Annotated in this window: 18 protein-coding genes; 3 read left to right on the top strand and 15 right to left on the bottom strand. The window is 53.4% G+C overall.

Annotated elements, in window-relative coordinates; all coding sequences use genetic code 11:
• Window positions 1-24: 24 nt before the first annotated feature.
• The 4 genes from accB to J9253_RS09790 form a co-directional block, all read right to left on the bottom strand.
• Window positions 25-483, bottom strand: coding sequence for an acetyl-CoA carboxylase biotin carboxyl carrier protein (gene accB / locus J9253_RS09805; protein WP_407701792.1), 459 nt, complete (start codon window positions 481-483; stop codon window positions 25-27).
• Entirely contained in the window at window positions 467-940 is a 474-nt protein-coding gene (gene aroQ / locus J9253_RS09800; RefSeq protein WP_210224398.1) for a type II 3-dehydroquinate dehydratase, read from the bottom strand. The genes accB and aroQ overlap by 17 nt, the downstream gene beginning before the upstream one ends.
• A 120-nt stretch (window positions 941-1,060) precedes the next feature.
• Entirely contained in the window at window positions 1,061-2,563 is a 1,503-nt protein-coding gene (locus J9253_RS09795; RefSeq protein ID WP_210224397.1) for a helicase HerA-like domain-containing protein, read from the bottom strand.
• Window positions 2,564-2,630: 67 nt separating this feature from the next.
• Entirely contained in the window at window positions 2,631-3,551 is a 921-nt protein-coding gene (locus tag J9253_RS09790; protein WP_210224396.1) for a peptidoglycan-binding domain-containing protein, read from the bottom strand.
• Window positions 3,552-3,667: 116 nt separating this feature from the next.
• Between J9253_RS09790 and holA the strand changes: the two genes are divergently transcribed.
• Window positions 3,668-4,696 (top strand): DNA polymerase III subunit delta, encoded by a 1,029-nt coding sequence (gene holA / locus J9253_RS09785; RefSeq protein WP_210224395.1) that lies wholly within the window; start codon window positions 3,668-3,670, stop codon window positions 4,694-4,696.
• A 3-nt stretch (window positions 4,697-4,699) separates the two neighbouring features.
• Here holA and J9253_RS09780 read toward each other — a convergent pair whose 3' ends face one another.
• The gene (locus J9253_RS09780) at window positions 4,700-5,110 is read right to left on the bottom strand and encodes a hypothetical protein (protein ID WP_210224394.1); all 411 of its coding nucleotides are present in this window, start codon (window positions 5,108-5,110) and stop codon (window positions 4,700-4,702) included.
• Window positions 5,111-5,509: 399 nt separating this feature from the next.
• On the opposite strand from J9253_RS09780, the gene J9253_RS09775 reads away from it, so the two are divergent.
• Window positions 5,510-6,610: an RNA-guided endonuclease InsQ/TnpB family protein gene (locus J9253_RS09775; protein ID WP_210224393.1), complete on the top strand. Its 1,101-nt coding sequence runs from the start codon at window positions 5,510-5,512 to the stop codon at window positions 6,608-6,610.
• Between the two features lie 13 nt (window positions 6,611-6,623).
• On the opposite strand, the gene pdxA is transcribed toward J9253_RS09775, so the two are convergent.
• From pdxA to J9253_RS09760, 3 genes are read right to left on the bottom strand one after another with little or no spacing between them, the layout of a single operon-like run.
• Window positions 6,624-7,631, bottom strand: coding sequence for a 4-hydroxythreonine-4-phosphate dehydrogenase PdxA (gene pdxA, locus J9253_RS09770; protein WP_210224392.1), 1,008 nt, complete (start codon window positions 7,629-7,631; stop codon window positions 6,624-6,626).
• 11 nt (window positions 7,632-7,642) lie between these two features.
• The gene (locus J9253_RS09765) at window positions 7,643-8,221 is read right to left on the bottom strand and encodes a SurA N-terminal domain-containing protein (protein WP_210224391.1); all 579 of its coding nucleotides are present in this window, start codon (window positions 8,219-8,221) and stop codon (window positions 7,643-7,645) included.
• The gene (locus J9253_RS09760; RefSeq protein ID WP_210224390.1) at window positions 8,214-10,397 is read right to left on the bottom strand and encodes an LPS-assembly protein LptD; all 2,184 of its coding nucleotides are present in this window, start codon (window positions 10,395-10,397) and stop codon (window positions 8,214-8,216) included. The genes J9253_RS09765 and J9253_RS09760 overlap by 8 nt, the downstream gene beginning before the upstream one ends.
• Window positions 10,398-10,757: 360 nt before the next feature.
• Between J9253_RS09760 and J9253_RS09755 the strand changes: the two genes are divergently transcribed.
• Window positions 10,758-11,186: a DNA-binding protein gene (locus tag J9253_RS09755; protein ID WP_228291559.1), complete on the top strand. Its 429-nt coding sequence runs from the start codon at window positions 10,758-10,760 to the stop codon at window positions 11,184-11,186.
• 5 nt (window positions 11,187-11,191) lie between these two features.
• Here J9253_RS09755 and dapE read toward each other — a convergent pair whose 3' ends face one another.
• The 7 genes from dapE to J9253_RS09720 are packed head-to-tail and all read right to left on the bottom strand — an operon-like array spanning window position 11,192 to window position 16,391.
• Window positions 11,192-12,331 carry a succinyl-diaminopimelate desuccinylase gene (dapE, locus tag J9253_RS09750; RefSeq protein WP_210224389.1) on the bottom strand — a complete coding sequence of 380 codons (1,140 nt, stop codon included), beginning with the start codon at window positions 12,329-12,331 and terminating at the stop codon, window positions 11,192-11,194.
• A gap of 17 nt (window positions 12,332-12,348) precedes the next feature.
• Window positions 12,349-12,696: an ArsC family reductase gene (locus J9253_RS09745; RefSeq protein ID WP_028489122.1), complete on the bottom strand. Its 348-nt coding sequence runs from the start codon at window positions 12,694-12,696 to the stop codon at window positions 12,349-12,351.
• A complete protein-coding gene (locus J9253_RS09740) occupies window positions 12,693-13,094 on the bottom strand; it encodes a S24 family peptidase (protein ID WP_028489121.1) in 402 nt (133 codons plus the stop codon). Before J9253_RS09740 ends, J9253_RS09745 begins: the two co-directional genes overlap by 4 nt.
• Window positions 13,095-13,097: 3 nt before the next feature.
• The gene (gene cysG, locus J9253_RS09735; RefSeq protein WP_210224388.1) at window positions 13,098-14,528 is read right to left on the bottom strand and encodes a siroheme synthase CysG; all 1,431 of its coding nucleotides are present in this window, start codon (window positions 14,526-14,528) and stop codon (window positions 13,098-13,100) included.
• 32 nt (window positions 14,529-14,560) lie between these two features.
• Window positions 14,561-15,013 (bottom strand): hypothetical protein, encoded by a 453-nt coding sequence (locus J9253_RS09730; protein WP_051543238.1) that lies wholly within the window; start codon window positions 15,011-15,013, stop codon window positions 14,561-14,563.
• Between the two features lie 12 nt (window positions 15,014-15,025).
• The gene (locus J9253_RS09725; protein ID WP_210224387.1) at window positions 15,026-15,262 is read right to left on the bottom strand and encodes a hypothetical protein; all 237 of its coding nucleotides are present in this window, start codon (window positions 15,260-15,262) and stop codon (window positions 15,026-15,028) included.
• Between the two features lie 10 nt (window positions 15,263-15,272).
• Window positions 15,273-16,391, bottom strand: coding sequence for a hypothetical protein (locus tag J9253_RS09720; RefSeq protein ID WP_210224386.1), 1,119 nt, complete (start codon window positions 16,389-16,391; stop codon window positions 15,273-15,275).
• Between the last annotated feature and the right edge of the window lie 84 nt (window positions 16,392-16,475).

Genomic DNA, 16,475 nt, shown 5'->3' with positions numbered 1-16,475 from the left:
GCAGGTGTTGGCCAAGTGCAAATGTTATTCAATAATGAACAGCGGTTGTCCGAATTCGACAGGCTGTTCATTGTCGACCAGAATGGCTTTCACGATGCCGGATGCATCGGATTGGATCTGGTTGAGCATTTTCATGGCTTCGATGATACACAGGGTATCGCCTACCTTGACGCTGTGCCCGACTTCGACAAACGATTTGGCGGTGGGTGAGGAGGCGCGGTAGAAAGTGCCGACCATAGGTGATTCGACAACGTGGCCTGAAGGGGCAGCAGGGGCGACTGGCTCAGCAGCCGCCGGTGCAGCGGCTGATAATGTTGCCTGTGGCTGGGGGGCGTAGTATTGCTGTGGTGCGGCTGACAGTGTCATGCCTGAGTTGACGCGGCTGATGCGAACCGAGTCTTCACCTTCCTTGATTTCGATTTCAGCGACATCGCTGCCTTCCAGCAGACTGATCAATTTTTGTATTTTACGAACGTCCATCATGGGTTAATGCCCTGTCGTGTTTATTGAGTTTCTGTATGGCGGCATACAGTGCGAGTTCATAGCCCAATGTGCCAAGCCCAAGGATAACGCCTTCCGCTATATCGGAAAGATAGGAGTGATGGCGGAAAGGTTCCCGGCGGTGCACATTGGACAGGTGTATTTCGATAAACGGTATGGCAACACCGAGTAAGGCATCTCGCAAGGCGATGCTGGTATGGGTATAAGCGCCGGGGTTGATCAGAATGAAGTCCACCTGCTCAACGAGCGCCTGGTGGATTCGATCAACTAATGCGCCTTCCGAGTTGTTTTGGTAGCAATCTAATGTTTGGTGTTGCTGACTTGCTAACGTTGTTAGACGTTCTTCAATATCAGCCAATGTCATGTTGCCGTAATGACCCGGTTCGCGCTTGCCTAGCAAGTTCAGGTTGGGTCCATTGAGCAAAAGAATGCTTGCCATTGAAATCTACCTTTGCTGTCGATAACCGTAAAACAGAAGATTCTACACCGAACGGCGGGGATATGCAGCAATTGGGCGCGAAAATGCGTGATTTATCGCGCCTATTATCAAAGCGTATGCTTAGCGTCCTTTGAATAGGGAGCCAAGAATACCGCGCACGATTTGTGTACCAATGCGTCGTCCGGCACTGGATGTGGCTGCTTTTACCGCGTTCTTCACGAAGGTTTCACCAAGACTACCGAATAGACTCTCAGGTTCACGGGGAGCACGGCTGTTGCTGGTGCGTGTGGCTTTTTGAGCTGCCATCTGGGCTTCCTGTTCGGCCGTTTCTGCCGCTGCCGTTTCGGCACGTTTTTGCAGGAGTTCGTAAGCCGATTCGCGGTCTATCATGGTGTCGTAGCGGCCTGCAAAGGGGCTGGTGCGCAGGAGATCAGCACGCTCGGTATCGGTGAGCGGGCCAATGCGCGAGTGTGGCGGGCTGATAATAGTGTGTTGCACGATGCCCGGAATACCCTTGTCATCCAGCACGGAAACCAGTGCTTCACCAACCCCCATTTGCATGATGGTTTCAGCAGTGTTGATGTTGGGATTTTGGCGGAAGGTTTCGGCAGCGGTGCGCACCGCTTTCTGGTCGCGAGGGGTGAAGGCCCGTAGGGCGTGCTGGATGCGGTTGCCGAGTTGTCCTAGTACGGATTCGGGCACATCCAACGGAGTTTGGGTAATGAAGTAAATGCCCACGCCTTTGGAGCGGATCAGTTTGACGACTTGCTCGACTTTATCCACCAGTGCCTTGGGTGCACCGTTGAACAGCAGATGGGCTTCGTCGAAGAAGAATACCAAACGTGGCTTATCCATGTCGCCGACTTCAGGTAGGTTTTCAAACAGTTCTGAGAGCAACCACAACAGGAACGTGGCGTACAGGCGCGGCGTGTTGATCAGACGGTCTGCGGCGAGAATGTTGATATTGCCGTAGCCGTTGGCTCCGGTGCGCATGAAGTCCCACAAATCCAGTGCTGGCTCGCCGAAAAACTGATCGGCACCTTGCTGTTCCAGTATCAGTAGCTGGCGCTGAATCGCGCCGATGGAGGCGGAGCTGACGTTGCCATAGCTGTTACTCAGGGCTTTGCTGTTTTCACCGAGGTGTTGCAACATGGCACGTAAGTCTTTCAGGTCCAGCAGCAACATGCCTTGGTCATCAGCCACTTTGAAGGCAATGTTCAAGACGCCTTCTTGGGTGTCGTTGAGGTCGAGCAAGCTTGCCAGTAGCAAAGGCCCCATATCGGAAATCGTGGCACGCACTGGATGCCCACGTTCCCCGGATAAATCCCAAATGACGGTGGGATGGCCTTCAAAACGGAAATCTTCAATGCCGATTTTGGCCACACGCTCATCGACTTTGGGGTTGGGTGTGCCGGGAACAGCAATGCCAGTAAGGTCGCCTTTAATGTCAGCCAAGAATACGGGTACGCCGATACGCGATAAACCTTCCGCCAATACTTGCAGGGAAATGGTTTTGCCTGTGCCCGTAGCGCCTGCGATAAGGCCGTGACGGTTGGCAAAACGCGGGTTCAAGAAAACCTGCGTTTCGCCTTTGCCGATCAGGATTCCGCTCTGTTCTGACATGATGACTCCTTATGTTTCTAATATTTTTTAAGTAGCGGCGAGTTTAGCAGGAAATCCCCGCACGTCTCTATTGGAGCTGTAATTTTTGCAGGGTCTCCACCGTGATGGCACCGCTGGCAAGCTGATGGTCTTCCTGGAAGCGGGTCAAGGCGGCACGGGTTTTGGGGCCAAGAATGCCATCGGGCGTGCCTTGGTAATAGCCACCTTGTTGCAAATGTTGTTGTAGCCTCAGGATGGTGCTCGGGCTAACCGTGGGTTCACACAGTGCAGGGCGTTGCACAATCCGTTCCGATCGCAAAGTTTGCTGTGAGAGGATGGCTTGAACCCGTGCGGGCTGCTGGGTGGTGCTGACTTTGGCGCCTTGTTCCACCTTTGCCAGTTTTACCATGCGGTATTTGGCAGGAATTTCACGGCGGATCACTTGGGCGGGTTGTAGTACGACCTTGCGGGTGATGGTTTCGGTGCGGGCGGGAATGACTTTTTTGATGGTGCGGGCGGGGACATCAATGACTTCGCGGGTGACGTCGGTGTATACCGCCGGTACGTTGATCAGGCAATGTGCCGGAATGCTTTGCTCACTTGCGACAACTGCTGGGCATACCGGGTTCCAGCGCTGAGTGGCATCCTTGACTTTGACGCGCTTGGTTTCGGTGCGGTAGGTGGCGGGCAGGGTGGTGATTTCCACCCGTTCGCGTGCCACTTCGATGCTTTCGGTGACTTCGCCAAAAGTGGCAGGAATGGTTTCGTAAATGACGTAAGCATCTGCCACTTTCACTTTGCGTTCGCCGTAGCCCATTTGTACGGGAATGGTGCTATAGCGAGTACTGGGTTCGTATACTGTGACATTTTCTGCGCTGGGGCGGAATAGCGCAGGCAGCAAGACTTGCGACGCGCAGATGGCGTCGGTTTTGCCGGTTTCAGCGGCGAAACTCAGCCCGGCTGGTAGAGTCATCGCCAATAAAATGTTGTAAAAATAGATACTTTTCATGGGTGTTTCGTGTGTGGTCAGCCGATGAGGTCATTGATGTGAGGATTCTAAACAAAAACCACTTAAAAAACCGGATGTGCTAGTATTTTTCTTTTTTGGGAGACCAAACAATACTCATGCAAGTCCGCGCTGAACAGATTGAAGAACACCTTCGCCATCCGCTCGCTCCGGTTTACCTGATCAGCGGTGATGAACCGTTACAAGTAATGGAAACGGCTGATGCCATCCGTAAAGCGGCGGCGCTGAAGGGGTTCAGTGAGCGCGATGTGTTTACGGTGGATGCCCAGTTTGACTGGGGGGCGTTGTATGACGCTGCCGGAGCGCTGTCGCTGTTTTCTGACAAAAAACTGCTGGATGTGCGGATGCCGACCTGTAAAGCGGGGCAATCCGGCACTAAGGCATTGCAGCATTACCTCGATTACCTGCCGCCGGACAAGATTTTGCTGATCCAAAGCGGTCGGCTCGACAAGGCGTGCAAAAATGCCGCGTGGGTGAAAAAGGTCGAACAAGCCGGGGTGGTGGTACAGGTGTGGGATTTATCCCCGGCGCAAACGCTGGCGTGGATTGCGCGGCGCATGAAACAGGCCGGTTTGCAGCCGGATACTGAAGCGGTGCGTTACTTGACCGAGCGGGTGGAAGGGAATTTGCTGGCAGCGGTACAGGAAATCGGCAAGTTGGTGTTGCTGTATGGCAATCGCCCACTGACGGCAGCAAATATCATGGCGGTGGTGGCGGATAATTCACGCTTCAGTGTGTTTGATCTTGCCGAGGCTATCTTGTCGCAGGATGCCCGCCGCATCCGCCACATTATGTTGGTATTGCAGGAAGAGGATACCGCGACACCGTTACTGGTATGGGCGCTGGCTGACTTGCTACGCCAGCTTTACATGGGCTGTGAAAATGTGCGCAATAATGCCTCCAATCAGGCGCTGTTGATGCGGATGCCGAAAACCCGCCAGAACCTGTTCCTGACAGCTTTGCGGCGTATGGCGGCAGCGGACTGGAACCATTTATTCGATCTGGCAACACGCTTGGATCAGCACAGCAAAGGGGTAGGGCAGGATGTTTCCCGCCACCCGCAACGCTTGTGGGATGAGATGCTGGAATTGGCGTTGTTGCTGGGTGGGCGGGCGTTAGCGGTTTAGCGCCTATTCAACAATCAGGCCGTGGCTGGCATACCAACTGCGGTCGATTTCCCATTGCACTTCCGTGACCCCTTCCTGCGCTTTCGCCAGTTTGCCCGCCTTTTCCTGCACATGCGCCAAGGCTTTTTGGGCAGCAATCATGTCGGGGCTATCGGGGTTGCTGGTATCCAGTGTCGGTTGGGCAATCTTGAGAAATTGCAGCACGGACACTTCGGGAGAGCGCGGCGTGGTCAGAGTGGCAATACCCTTGTCTATCTTGAGAGCACGAAATTGGTAGGGGTAGGCTTGCAACTCGGTATCGGCTTTCAGAGCGGCATTCAGGTAGTTGAGCGCCGGGTCTTGCTTCAGGAACCACAGTAGCCCTAGGCCGAGAAACAGGGCGGCGACGATCAGAAATTGTTGTTTGTTGGACACGATAAACCTCTTGACAAGACACTTGCGTTATTCTACAAGATACATTAGTATTAAATTATATTCTAATTAACAAAATATATGAATATTAGAATGAACCAATGTAGCATCTATAGCGACCAACAGGTTGTCTTGCAAGGATGATACCCGCAACACTTCTGGAACAGGTGTCGTCGGTATCCTCCTAGCGGTTGGGCATCCTTCGGGGTGCCCTCTTTTATCATGACTCGCGTAAAACCTCGTCGTTTACGGCGGGGATATAAGCGTCTTTGGCTTTCTCTTTTTTGTATAGATCAAGCAATACATCAATCATCCGTGTGAATGGGATGCCTTCATCAATAGCTGCTTTCTTCAGCTCTCGGTATGTATCAGCCTTGAACAATTAACTGTAAAATATACTGCATGAATGCAGAAACCACCATCTTGAAAACACTCAAAGTCCGCATCAAGGACAAACACGCCCCAGTGCTTCGGCAGTGGGCGTTCGAGTGTAACCAAATTTGGAATGAAGCCAATGCGACTACCGCAGACTACAGCTACGTTCCAGTTCCCGGTGTTGGCTGGATTCGTAACCACTTCACGGCATTCGACCTTGCCAAAAGCCAAGCAGTTTTCAAGAAGGCACGCGGTTTCACCATTCACTCGCAGACGGTGCAGGAAGTCACTGAGGCACATGCGAAAGCCCGAAGGCAGTTCAAGACGGACAAGCTACGCTGGCGTGTATCAGGTCGGAGTCGTCGCTCGTTGGGCTGGATACCGTTCAAGTTGGGTGCTGCTACTTGGAAGAATGGACAAGTCCGCTACAACAAGCACTTTTTCAAAGTGTGGGATAGCTACAGCCTGTCGCAATATGCTTTTCGCTCAGGCTCGTTTACTGAGGATTCCCGTGGACGTTGGTACTTCAATGTCGTGGTGCAAGTGCCCGTCGTTGAAGTATCAGGACGCGGTGAAGTGGGTATTGACCTTGGCCTGAAAGACACCGCCACTTGCAGTAATGGTGACAAGCTGGAGTCAAAGCAATTCTACCGCAACGCTGAAGAGCAACTGGCGGTAGCCCAACGCGCCAACAAAAAGCAGCGCGTCAAGGCTATCCACGCCAAGGTTAAAAACCGCAGGGCTGACCACCTGCACAAGTTCACCACCAAGCTGGTGCGTGAAAACGCATTGATCGTTGTCGGCAACGTCAGCAGCAAGGCGCTCGTCAAAACCAATATGGCTAAGTCTGTATTGGATGCCGGGTGGTCAATGCTGAAAACACAACTTGATGCAAAATCGAAAGCGATGCAAGGCGTGTTTCTCGACGTCAACGAAGCGTACAGTACCCAAGTCTGTTCGTGTTGCGGAAGCATTTCTGTCAACAGTCCGAAAGGTAGAGCAGGACTTGGAATAAGGGAATGGACGTGTGTCGACTGTGGCACACTGCACGACAGAGATGTCAATGCAGCACGGAATATTCTCGCGGCAGGACATTGCCGTCTCGCTGGAGGAATCCTCGTCCTTTAGGGCGAGGAGGATGTCAATCTCTGTCCTGCTGTTTGTTTCTTCCCAACTGCACAGCAAGTTCGATGGCTTCACGTAAGCTGCCGGTTTCGGCTTTACCAGTGCCTGCCAAGTCCAGTGCCGTGCCGTGATCCACCGAGGTGCGGATAATGGGCAATCCCAAGGTAATGTTGATGGCTTTGCCAAATCCCGCGTACTTGAGTACGGGCAAGCCTTGGTCGTGATACATCGCCAATACCGCATCCGCCCCTTGTAAATGCCGGGGGGTGAACAGGGTATCAGCCGGTAACGGGCCAGTCAGTTTCATACCACGTTGTTGCAAGCGTTGAATCGTCGGGATGATGACATCTATCTCTTCCATACCCAGATGCCCGCCCTCACCGGCATGGGGGTTAAGCCCACAAACCAGAATATGCGGGTCGGCGATGCCGAACTTTTCTTGCAAGTCACGATGCAGGATAACCAATACATCTTCCAACAAGTCTTGGGTGATCAGGAAACTGACCATGCCCAGTGGCACATGCGTGGTTGCTAATGCTACCCGCAGCGTCCCCGCCGTTAGCATCATCACCGGCAGCGGGGTGTCAGTCAGTTCCGCCAGAAATTCAGTGTGCCCGGTAAACGGGATACCCGCGTCATTAATGATGCCTTTGTGCAAGGGGGCAGTAACCATGGCTGCGAATTCGCCACTCATGCAGCCCGCTGTTGCCCGTCGCAGGGTTTGCAGCACGTATTCTGCATTCGCCGGGTTGAGCACGCCAGTTTCGACAGGCTCTGCACAAGCGATGGGCAGGATGAAGCATTCCCCCGCGTTGCAAGGCCGTTGGTCTTCATCGGGGGTGTAGGGGCGTAGCCGCAGGCTGATGCCGAGTTGCCGGGCGCGGTCACGCAAGACCGCAGGGTCAGCAATCACCACCAAATCGACTGGCCATTGTTGCTGTTGCAGCAGGGTCAGGATGATGTCAGAGCCAATCCCGGCAGGTTCCCCCGCTGTAATGGCGATGCGTAGCTTGTGATTTTCCATGATGCCTGCGCTTATTGCAAAGTCAGACCGCTAGGGGCAACCGGAATGCGGTATTCCACATAAGCGTCATTACGCAGTTCCTGTAACCATGCCTGATATTGTTCATCAGCCTGAGCGCTGGCAGCTTGCGGGTCGTCTGTTTTTACCCGGCTTTGCACCTCACGTTTCCGCAGCGTATCTGCCATGAGTTTGCGGCGGGTTTGTTCGCGGAATTCGGCGTAGTCGATGCCTTCCTGTTGCAGGGCTTGCTGGAAAGCGGGCAGGCTCAATTTGTTCTGGGCGGCAACCCCCGCAACGGTCTTGTTGAGGGTGACGTCATCAATCTGAATACCCGCCGCTTCCGCTTTCTGGATTTGCAGGTTTTCCAGAATCAGGCTGTCGACAGCTTGTTTGAGCAGATCCTGTGGCGACAGGCTGTCGGCAGCTTTGCTGGAAGAGCGCATGATTTGTGCGCGTTTCTGGGCTTCGCTCATCATGATGACATCGCTGTTGACGACAGCGGCAATCTGGTCGAGTGCCGTGCCGCCGTTATCAGCCCAAACAGGTTGGAGTAACAGCGCCAGTACAAGGGCAAACGTTGGTTTATTCATATCCATACACTCGGTTTTGCAGCAGGTCACGTGTCCCACTGCCAAAGTTACCCAGTCCTTTCAGCTCCAGCTCGACAAACACGGCGTTGTCACGGGTGGTGTTGTCGGTAAGCAAATAATTACGGCTGGCGACGCGGGTTTTCCAGCAGCAGCTTTCGTATTCTGCACCGATCACGGTTTCCAGGTCACGGTTATTTTTCAAGTCACGTTCCCACGCACCTACGGCCTTCCAGTTGTTATTGATGGGAACGGCAAACGATAAATTCGCCGATTTGAATTCATCTTTAAGCTCGGCATAGCCAACATTGAGGACACGTTTTTTGTCATCTTTGTAGTGTACGCGGACTTCTCCAGCATTCACGGTTTTCTCTTCACTGTCCCAGTAAGCGGTGGTGCTGATGCGGGTACGGGGGTTGATTTCACCCGCCGCTTCCAGAATCAACTCGGAGCGGTCGCCTTCTAAGGCAGCGGTGTCAGGCAAGGTGACTTTGCGGTCATCGAAGTGATACATCTGCCCGATACTGGCGCGGAACAGTTCGCGACCATCCTTGGGAGACTGGATGCGGGTGGAAATCGAGGCCGATAAACGGTTGGTATCCGCGATACGGTCTTTGCCGGTAAAACGGTTTTCGGAAAAAAGCTGATTGTAACTCAGGCTGCGTGCTGAAGAGTCAAACACCGGGATATTGCTTTGGTCACGGTAGGGCGTGTAAGTGTAGAACAAGCGCGGTTCCAGTGTCTGGATGTAGCGCCCTTCTTTGATTTCACGTTCAAAGAATAGCCCTGAATCCACGCTGGCAGTCGGTAATGAGCGGCTGATCTGGGTGTTATTGGCATCATCCAGCGCGTATTCGGTGTGGCGAAACGTCAGCGAGGGTTTGACGTAAGCGGCATCAGTGGAGAATTTCTTGCTGACTCGCGTCATCAGATCCAGACGCTTGCCGTTGGTTTCGGTTTTACTGCCAGTAAAGTTGGTGTATTCGGTTTCTGCTTTCAGGTTCAGGCCGTTGCTTTTCTGTGGCGGGTTATAGCTCAGCAGTAATTGGGGCAAGCGCGCGTGGGGGGCAGTGCCACCATCCAATACTTGATAGTTTTGCAGTAGGCTGGAAAAAGACCAGTTGCTGCCTGCGGTGCGGTATTCCAGTCGTCGTTCCAGATTGACGACGCTGGTGGCTGCCAGTGAATTGCCGAGATCCACAAAATACTGGTCATCTGACACGCCTTCTGCCTTGAGTTGCAGGCTGGAAAGTTCCCCCAATCGGGTGTCGTTGTTGACATTGAAGTAAAAACGGTTGTCCTTGTCGCTGGCATTGTCTTTGGGGAGTAAAACGTAAGAGGCCGTGCCTTTATGCTTGGGTGTCAGGTAGCGGAATTCACCGCCCAGTTGCAGGCCACGACGGCTCAACAAGGTTGGCGTCAGGGTGAGGTCATAGTTGGGGGCAAGGTTCCAGTAATAAGGTGTGCTGAGTTGCAAGCCAGAGCTCGTATTGGTGCCGATGACCGGCCAGAGGAAGCCTGATTTGCGAGCATCGGTCAGTGGAAACGAGAAATAGGGCAAATACAATACCGGCACATCGCGGATTTTTAGGGTGGCGTTACGGGCAGTGCCGCGTTCCTCGGCGTGGTTCAGCGTGATGGTTTTGGCGTTGAGGCTCCAGTCTGGTTTCTCGACCGGGCAGGTGGTGTAGGTGGAATCTTCCATGCGGGTCAGGTTGGGGGATTCCTGTACCACGCGCTTGCTGAAACCTTGTCCGTCAGCTTGGCTCAGATGGTATTCCGCCTCACGCATTTCCCCGGTGTTCTGGGTAAGGTTGTAGCGGAGCTTGCTGCTGCGCACCTGCATATTGTCACTGCTGAAGCTGACGTTGCCGGAGCCGCTGACAATGCCTGCGGGTTGTTCGTAACTGGCTTCATCGGCCTGTAAGCGCCTGTTTGCCTGCGAAACATGCACGTTGCCGCTCATGGTGGAGACGCCCGTGTCTCGGAACAGTGCTGAGTCTGCTTCGATATAAACGGCTTGGGGGGGCAGATTTGCCGGGCGTTGCACACCCTTGGCAGCGGCTACCTCAGGTACGGGGCAGGCCATCCATTCAGTTTGGGCAAATAAGGTGGAGGGGCTACAGGCTAGGCCAAATAGTACACCACGTAAGCAATGCTGTTGTAGTCGGTTTACCATGCTTTCCATGCAGCATTTAAAGCGCCCTAACATCGCACACAATGCACTTGGACTCAATGGAAAATATCCCTTAAAAAGTTCTTTTTGATTGAAACCGTAACAAAAAAAAGTGTAACCTACGAAAACTTGCGATAGATAACTTAAACAGAAACATCGGCACAAAGATTGTTGGTGCGATTATTGTACCCTTCAAGTGAATAAAATTATTTATTTTTGGATAAATTTCAAATATCATCTTGAAATGTTGAATAATTATTCAGATAATGCTTGTTTGAATGGTCGGTATCAAGCAACAACTTATTTGTTCTTGTGAGGGAGAATACAGTGAGAACTGCTGATTATATGAATGGAATGTCAGGCATGACGGCTTTACACAACAACAGTCAAGACAACGAAACAGGTCATACACCCATGCAGACTGATGATGCGTCTAACAAGCGCGGGCGGGGAAGACCCAAAGGGGCAACGTCAAGTACGTTGGCTGATGTACGGTCACAGGCAGCGGATGAGAAGCGTAAAATCCGCGATGAGCTGACCCATAAAATAACCCAGTTGCGCAGCCAGCTTGACGAGATGGATGCTAACTACAAGGAAGAAGTGCGCGAGTTACGCGAAGCCCTGCGGGCTAGTGAACAACGCGAATCCTTCTTCCGGGCGGCTTTGGAGGAGCGTCTACACGTCGTAGCAGAACACATCCATAAAAGCCTCACGGATTGGGCAACGGCGGAACTGGAAGAAGGGCAGATAACCCAGCGCAAGCGTGGGCGTCCGCGTAAAACCTTCAAATAATGCAGCTAGCCCTTCGCTTCCGGCAATAAACGTTCCAGGATTTTCTGGTAGATAATCGTGAGTGCGTTCAGGTCATCGACCGCAACGCACTCATTGATTTGGTGAATGGTTTTATTGACGGGGCCTAGCTCCATGACCTGTGCACCGGTGGGCGCAATGAAACGTCCGTCGGATGTGCCGCCTGCGGTTGACAGTTCGGTGCTTACCCCGTTGACTGCCTGAATAGCAGCTACGCTTGCCGTGACCAAATCGCCCCGCGCTGTCAAAAACGGATTCCCCGATAATGTCCACTTCAGTTCATGCTTGAAGCCGTGGCGCTGGAAAATCGCTTCCACCTGTTCACGTAAGCTTGCTTCGGTCTGCTCGGTCGAAAAGCGGAAGTTGAATTCCACCGTCATCGTTCCCGGGATTACGTTGTTCGCACCCGTGCCCCCCTTGATATTGGAAATCTGGAAGCTGGTTGGTGGGAAAAATTCGTTGCCCTTATCCCATTCAATGCTCACCAGTTCTGCCAAGGCAGGTGCTGCGCGGTGAATTGGGTTATCCGCCAGATGTGGGTAGGCCACATGCCCTTGCTGACCAATCACGGTCAAGATGCCATTGAGCGACCCGCGTCGCCCGTTTTTCACCACATCGCCTACGCAACAGGTGCTGGAAGGTTCGCCTACCAGACACCAGTCGATTTTCTCGTTACGTTGTTCCAGCCATTCGACGACTTTGACTGTGCCATTGATAGAAGGGCCTTCTTCGTCACTGGTGATCAAAAACGCAATCGAACCTTGATGGTTGGGGTTTTCGCGCACGAAGGTTTCGCAAGCAATCGCGAATGCGGCAATGCTGCCTTTCATATCCGCCGAGCCACGCCCGTAGAGCATCCCGTCACGGATTTCCGGTTGGAACGGGTGGCTATCCCACGCATCCAATGGCCCTGTCGGTACAACATCGGTATGCCCGGCAAAGCAAAATACCGGGGAAGTCGTGCCGCGCCGTAGCCAGATATTATCCACGTCACCAAAGCGCAGATGTTCGGCAACGAAACCTAACGGTGCAAGGCGATCAGCCAGTAATTGTTGGCAACCTTCATCCAGCGGGGTGACGGAGGGGCGTGAAATCAGGTCGATAGCAAGATCGAGGGTAGCGGACATTAACAAAATCCCGTGTTTTAGTTTTGAAAGAGTTGGCGGTAAGTATCGGGTGAAAAACCGACGATGTGGCGTGACCCCAAATCGAGCAGCGGACGTTTGATGATCGACGGCAGTTCTTCCATCACGGCGAGGGCAATGGCCTCATCCATGTTGTCGCGGGTTTCTTCCGGCAGTTTTCGCCAGGTGGTGCCTTTGCGGTTGACCAGCGTTTCCCAGCCAAATTCATCCACCCAAGCACGTAGCCATACCGGGTTCACACCGTCTTTGCGGAAGTCGTGGAAGGTGTATTCAATGCCACGTTCACCTAACCATGCACGGGCTTTTTTCACGGTGTCGCAATTGGGGATGCCATACATAACGGTCATTTGTCGTACCACTTGTGGTAAGAGCGGCGCTTGCCCGCACGTTGGGTGATGACACCAATAATCTGCTTCATCCCATTGATTTCAATGGCTTCGTAATCTTCGTGAAGCGCGGTCAGGATGTATTTGCCTTCGATAATGCGGAGCTGCCGGAAGATGTATTCATCCTTGTTATCCACGGCGAATACATACGCACCGTCACGCACAATGCCGGTCGGGTCGATGACGATGACGCAACCTTTGGCGAATTCCGGTTCCATGCTGTCATCAATGACTTGCAGGGCATAGGGTTCGTTTTCCGAGCAACTGCCTTCGGTGCCCATATTGTGCTTGAAGTCGGGTTGCGCAACAGCATGTAGATTTTGCTTGAAGGTTTCAACGTTGATGCGGGTTTCTGACATGGCTTATGCCTCCACAGGTGGGTTGCGACTGAATTCGCTGGCGATGACGTGGCGTTGCGGTTCATACCAGTGCAGTTTGTCGTGCAGGTTGACGACTTCGCCGACGATCGTCAGGGTAGGGGCGCGTACCCCGCTGTCCTTCACCAGTTGTGGCAAGGTTGCCACCGTGCCGATGTGGACACGCTGGTTACGGGTCGTGCCCTGCTCAATCAGGGCTGCTGGCGTGTCACCGGAACGCCCGAATGCTTGCAATTTCTGGCTGATGACTTCGATGCCGGTTAAGCCCATGTAAAACACCACGGTTTGATTTGGTTGGGACAATTGCGCCCAGTTCAAATCAATCGTGCCGTCTTTCAAATGCCCGGTGGCGAAGGTGCAAGATTGCGCGTAATCGCGGTGGGTGAGCGGGATGCCTGCATAAGACGAGCAGCCGGAAGCGGCAGTAATCCCCGGTACAACTTGGAACGGTACGCCGTTTTCCGCCAACGTTTCGATTTCTTCGCCACCGCGCCCAAAGATGAACGGGTCGCCACCTTTCAAACGCAATACGCGCTTACCTTGTTTGGCAAGTTCCACTAGCAAGTCGTTGATTTTATCTTGTGGAACGGCGTGATTGGCTTTTTCTTTGCCCACGTAAATGCGTTCGGCGCGTTGGTTAGCCATGTCCAGAATCGACTTGGAAACCAGACGGTCATACACCATCACGTCGGCTTGTTGCATCAGGCGCAGGGCTTTGAAGGTGAGCAAATCCGGGTCGCCGGGGCCTGCACCAACCAGATACACTTCGCCCATGGTTTTGCCGTTGGGATAAGCAGCCAGCATTTCATCCAGCAGGCGGCGGGCATCGTCTTCGTGCCCGGCATACACCAACTCGGCGAAGGTGCCTTTCAGGGCTTGTTCCCAGAAGGTTTTGCGCTGTGCTTCCGGCAGGCGCTTTTTCACGATGTCGCGGTATTCTTCGGTAATGCCTGCGAGTTCGCCGCATTGTGGGGAAATCATGGTTTCCAGCCGCATCCGCAATTGCCGCGCCAAGACGGGCGATGCGCCACCCGTGGAGATGGCAATGGTGACGGGGGAGCGGTCGACGACCGAGGGAATGATGAAACTGCCCACGGATGCGTCATTCACCACGTTAACGGGCACATTTCGCGCATCAGCAAGGCTGGCAATGTGTGCATTTACACCGGGATTGTTGGTGGCGGCGACGACGAGGAATTGCCCGTTAATATCGTTGTCGGTAAACAGACGCGCATGGTGCTGGACGTTTTGCCCACTGATGATAATGTCCATTTCTGCCGTTATCTCAGGGGAAACCAGCGTGAGTGCTGCTCCAGCATTGAGCAGGCTGTCTACTTTACGTTCTGCTACTTTGCCACCGCCAACAACGAGGCAAGGGCGGTTATGTAGGTCGAGAAAGACGGGAAAACGATCCATTTGTCACCTAAAACTGGGTATGTTGACTTGCTTTACTTGCCGCGTTTGGGGCGGCTTTCGTAGTGGACGACACCTTTGACCAGTTCGCCATACGGAAAATCGGCAATATTAACGTATTTTGACAGTGCGATGTTGACCAATTCATAGATGTCCTGCGTGGTTTTTTCCGCTATTTGCTCAGGAAAAAGGTGCTGTTGCAGGGCTAATGTGCCGCCAGCCTGCACTTTGAGTTCCTTATTGTGCGGTAGTGGGCCGTCAATCAGGGTTTCACGCAGGGCAAAGCGGGATTTTTCACGCAATGTGTCCAAAAATACCGTGCAGTTGGCAAGACTGGTTGCCGACTTGCACCCCACAGCTTCACGCGTTGCCAGCAAAAACCGTTCGTGACGGCTGCAATCACAGCGGCGATTGTTGAGCGCTTTTTCAAACACGCAACGGTTGGCGTTGAGTTCGTGGTAAACGGCGCGGTATTGGTCTTCGTCCATAGGGCTAGCGGCTTACTTTTCCCATTCCATCAGGATGGGTTTTTCACGGGTTTCGTGCAGGTTTTCTTCGGCTTCGAGCTGGCTGGCAGCGAACACGATTTTGACGATGGCTTTGTCACCCGGCTCCTGTTGTGCACGCAGACTCCGCGCCAGTTCACGCGCTTCCGGGTAGGCTTCGCAGGCTTGTTTTAGATCCAGATTTTTAATCATCGGGTTGGGCTGGGTGATTTTGAAAACGTAGTAGGGCATGTGTATTTACCTATTTCAGTAAAAGAGTGGTTTGGGCAAGCAAGGGCTGGGTTAGCGGTTCGAGACGTTTACGCATCACGGAACCTACCGAGTCATTGCCACCAAAATACGGGATAAGAGAATCTTCCCCCATTTGCGCCAATATTAACATAGCCTTAAATAGGGGCAAGGTCGCAGGATTCAAGGTGTCACGCACGGCTTTTACCTCTGCTGGGCAATCATCGCTGTGGCAAAACTGTTCGGCACGTTGCAGGGCGCTGCTGAGTTCGCGCACGCCTCGGCGCTCCGGCAGTGGTAACGGGAAGCGTTTGCTGATGGCGATGAATAGCGAAATGACCACTTCCTGATCCACGGGTTTTTCCATGGCCAGTTGCAAGGCGCGTAACCAGTTTTGCCCGGTATTGCTGAGCGTGCTGGCAAACGCGTTGGCGTAAGGGTTGCTGGTTTCGATCAATGCCGCCAGTTGTGCGCTAACATCGGCGTGCTGACGATGCGGCTTGTCGGGTAAGGGAATGTACGCAGCATCAGCGTGCAGGAAGCCAATGTAGAAGGGGTTTTTGCGTTTGGCGCGACTCCAGAGTTTCTCGCGTTCTTCGGCGGAAACCAGTTCACCTTGCAGGCACAGGCGCACAGTGTCTACTACGTCGAGTTGCACTTCTTCAAAAGGCAGGAATTCGAGCAAATAGGCGGTGAGTTCCTTGCCAAGTTCGCCGTTGACGACTTCCGGGTTTTCCAGCAAGCAGCGGGCGTTGGTGGAGCTGGGGCTTGCCCACCACGCGCGGCGGGCGATGTCGTGGCTTAGGCCGGGAGTGTAGACCACGGCAGCGACGGCTTCGGGTTCGCCGAGCAACAGCATTTGTGCGAGGTTGTTACGGGCGTGCCCCATGCGTGTCCAGCGCTTCAGGAAAATCGGGTAGCCGCCGGGTGAGCCGGTGACTTTCATTGACAAGAGTTCGCGTACCCAGCGTAGGTATTGCTCATCACGTGCGGTGGGGTTGAGGCGCACTTTGGCTTCACCCTTGTCGGTCAGGGCGTGGACGGTCATGGTGGACTCGTTGATGCGCACGGCCTGTAATGGTTGTGCAAGCAGGACGTTGAGCCGCAGGTTGTCTTCGTTGGAAAGCTGCAAGGTGTGTACCGATTTCCTATGGAATGAGTCAAGATTATCGGCGCTAAGGGGTTGAGCTGCCAATAACCCTGTTGTGGTATGCCG

Source organism: Thiothrix litoralis (assembly GCF_017901135.1).
GTDB lineage: Bacteria > Pseudomonadota > Gammaproteobacteria > Thiotrichales > Thiotrichaceae > Thiothrix > Thiothrix litoralis.
Note: the sequence above shows the minus strand (reverse complement) of the source record. Positions and strands in the feature narration are given on the sequence as shown.